The 2,144-nt window shown below is 63.2% G+C and carries 2 protein-coding genes and 1 pseudogene; all 3 read right to left on the bottom strand.

Annotated elements, in window-relative coordinates; all coding sequences use genetic code 11:
- Positions 1–974, bottom strand: a 974-nt coding sequence (gene hflX, locus Q0349_RS10855; RefSeq protein ID WP_298080963.1) for a ribosome rescue GTPase HflX, incomplete at its 3' end; no start/stop codon positions are given.
- A gap of 51 nt (positions 975–1,025) precedes the next feature.
- Positions 1,026–1,328 carry an RNA chaperone Hfq gene (gene hfq / locus Q0349_RS10850; protein WP_298080961.1) on the bottom strand — a complete coding sequence of 101 codons (303 nt, stop codon included), beginning with the start codon at positions 1,326–1,328 and terminating at the stop codon, positions 1,026–1,028.
- Between the two features lie 93 nt (positions 1,329–1,421).
- Positions 1,422–2,144: pseudogene (locus Q0349_RS10845) on the bottom strand (hypothetical protein); the annotation flags it as partial.

Genomic DNA, 2,144 nt, shown 5'->3' with positions numbered 1-2,144 from the left:
GCTTCGCCGCGCAGGTCGATTTTGTTATAGACGCGCAGGGTGGGGACGTCGGCGGCGTTGATGCTTTTCAGCACGTCTTCCACGACTTCTTCGCGCTCCAGATGGTGCGGGTCGGCGACGTCGATGACGTGCAGCAGCAGGTCAGCGCGCGCGGTTTCTTCCAATGTGGCGGAGAAGGCGGCGACGAGTTCGTGCGGCAGGTCGCTGACAAAGCCGACGGTGTCAGCCATGAGGATGGTCTGCGCCCCGGCGTGGTTGAGTTTGCGCCAGGTCGGGTCGAGGGTGGCAAAGAGCTGGTCTTGCGCGTACACGTCCGCTTCGGTGATGGTGTTGAACAGTGTCGATTTGCCGGAGTTGGTGTATCCGGCAAGGGCGACGGTCGGGATGTCGCGCCGCGCCCGCGCCTTGCGGTTTTCTTCGCGCTGTTTTTTGACGTGGGTAAGGCGGCGTTGCAACTGCTTGATGCGCACGGCGAGCAGGCGGCGGTCGGTTTCGAGCTGGGTTTCGCCGGGGCCGCGCAGGCCGATGCCGCCTTTTTGCCGCTCCAGGTGCGTCCAGCCGCGTACCAGCCGCGTCGCCAGGTGGTTCAACTGCGCCAGTTCCACTTGCAGTTTGCCTTCGTGGCTGCGCGCCCGCTGCGCGAAGATGTCCAGCACCAGCCCGCTGCGATCGAGCACGCGCGCGCTGCACAGTTTTTCCAGATTGCGCTCCTGCGAGGGCGAGAGTGGCGCGTTGAAGATGACGAGCTCGATGTCGTGCGCCTTCACCGCCGCCGCCAGCGCTTCCGCCTGTCCACGGCCAATGTAATAGCGCGGCTCGGCTTCGCCGCGGCTGTAGCGCTCCGCCCAGATGATTTGCGCTCCGGCAGAGAGGGCGAGCTGGTGGAACTCCTCTTCGACCGCCGGATCCGGGGTGCGGTTGATGTCCACCTGCACCAGCGCGGCGCGTTCGCCGCTTTTCGGTCGCTCAAACAAAACGCGCCTCCCTTGCGGAAAGCGCGGCGAAAGTCGGCTGTCGTTGCATCATCAATAAAGCGGGTCGGTGCTCGGACGGGCGACAGCTTCCGCAGCGGGGGCGGCGGGTTGTTCGCCTTCCTCGCCTTCTTCGTCTTCACCGGGCAGGCGGACGTTGCGCGCCGGCACGATGGTCGAAATCGCGTGCTTGTACACCATCTGCGAGATGTTGTTGCGCAGTAGCAGCACGAAAGCGTCAAACGATTCGATTTGTCCCTGAAGTTTGATGCCATTGACCAGATACACGGATACCGGGATGCGTTCTTTGCGCAGGGCATTGAGGTAAGGGTCTTGCAGGGATTGGGATTTACTCATTGTTGTTGTACTCCGAAAGGTTTGGGAAAGCGCCGGTCTGGTCGGAGCGGCGCGCGCGCAATGTATCACAAAACGCCCGCAGCGGGCGGATTTTCAGGCGATTTGCCAGCGCAGGACGAGCAGGTTTTGGCTCGATGTTTGCTGGGCAATTCGCGCGCGTAATTCGCCGATGAGACGGTCGCGTTTGGCCGCGATTTCCTCCTCACGTTCGTCAATCTGGCTGCGCAATTTGCGGATGCGCTGGCGCATCCGCTGCAAGGTTTCTTCCGCTGCGAGCTGTTCGGCGCGGTCGGTGAGTGCAGCACTGCGGCGTTGTTCCTGTTTTTCCTCGCGCCTGGCTTCTTCCAGCTCCCGCTCCAGGCCGCGTATCTGGTCTTCTGCCCATTGCGCAAGACGCTGGCGTGCTTCCACCATTTCCGCGTCGCAGATGCCTTTCTGCCGCAGCGTTTCTGTTTCGATGTTGGCGGCGGCACATTCGGCGAGGAAGGCGGGAACGGCAGCCGCCCCGCCCGCGTCTTCCCCGGCGAGCGAGAGCAAATGGCGACAGAAATCGGCATCGAGCACGTCGCCCGCATCGTTGCAGGCGGTGAACACCAGCGCTTCAGCGGTGGCCGCGCGGCTTTTCGCGGTCAGCTTGTCGAGGCGCAGCCAGCCGCTTTGCCCTTGATGACTGGCGATGTCGCTGATTTTGCCGTCGCGTTCGTCGTAATGGAAAACGACGGTGGCGGGCGGCGTGGCAAGCGCCAGCGCTTGTTCCAAACACCATTCGCCCAGCGGCGTGTTCGGGCGGAAGGGAAAATCCTGCGGGTCGGCCGT

It is taken from the genome of uncultured Cardiobacterium sp., from assembly GCF_938028185.1.
Taxonomy (GTDB): domain Bacteria; phylum Pseudomonadota; class Gammaproteobacteria; order Cardiobacteriales; family Cardiobacteriaceae; genus Cardiobacterium.
Note: the sequence above shows the minus strand (reverse complement) of the source record. Positions and strands in the feature narration are given on the sequence as shown.

What these genes read in the sequence shown, in the direction of transcription:
- hfq (WP_298080961.1), bottom strand. Translation starts at nt 1,328, where the DNA reads ATGAGTAAATCCCAATCCCTGCAAGACCCTTACCTCAATGCCCTGCGC.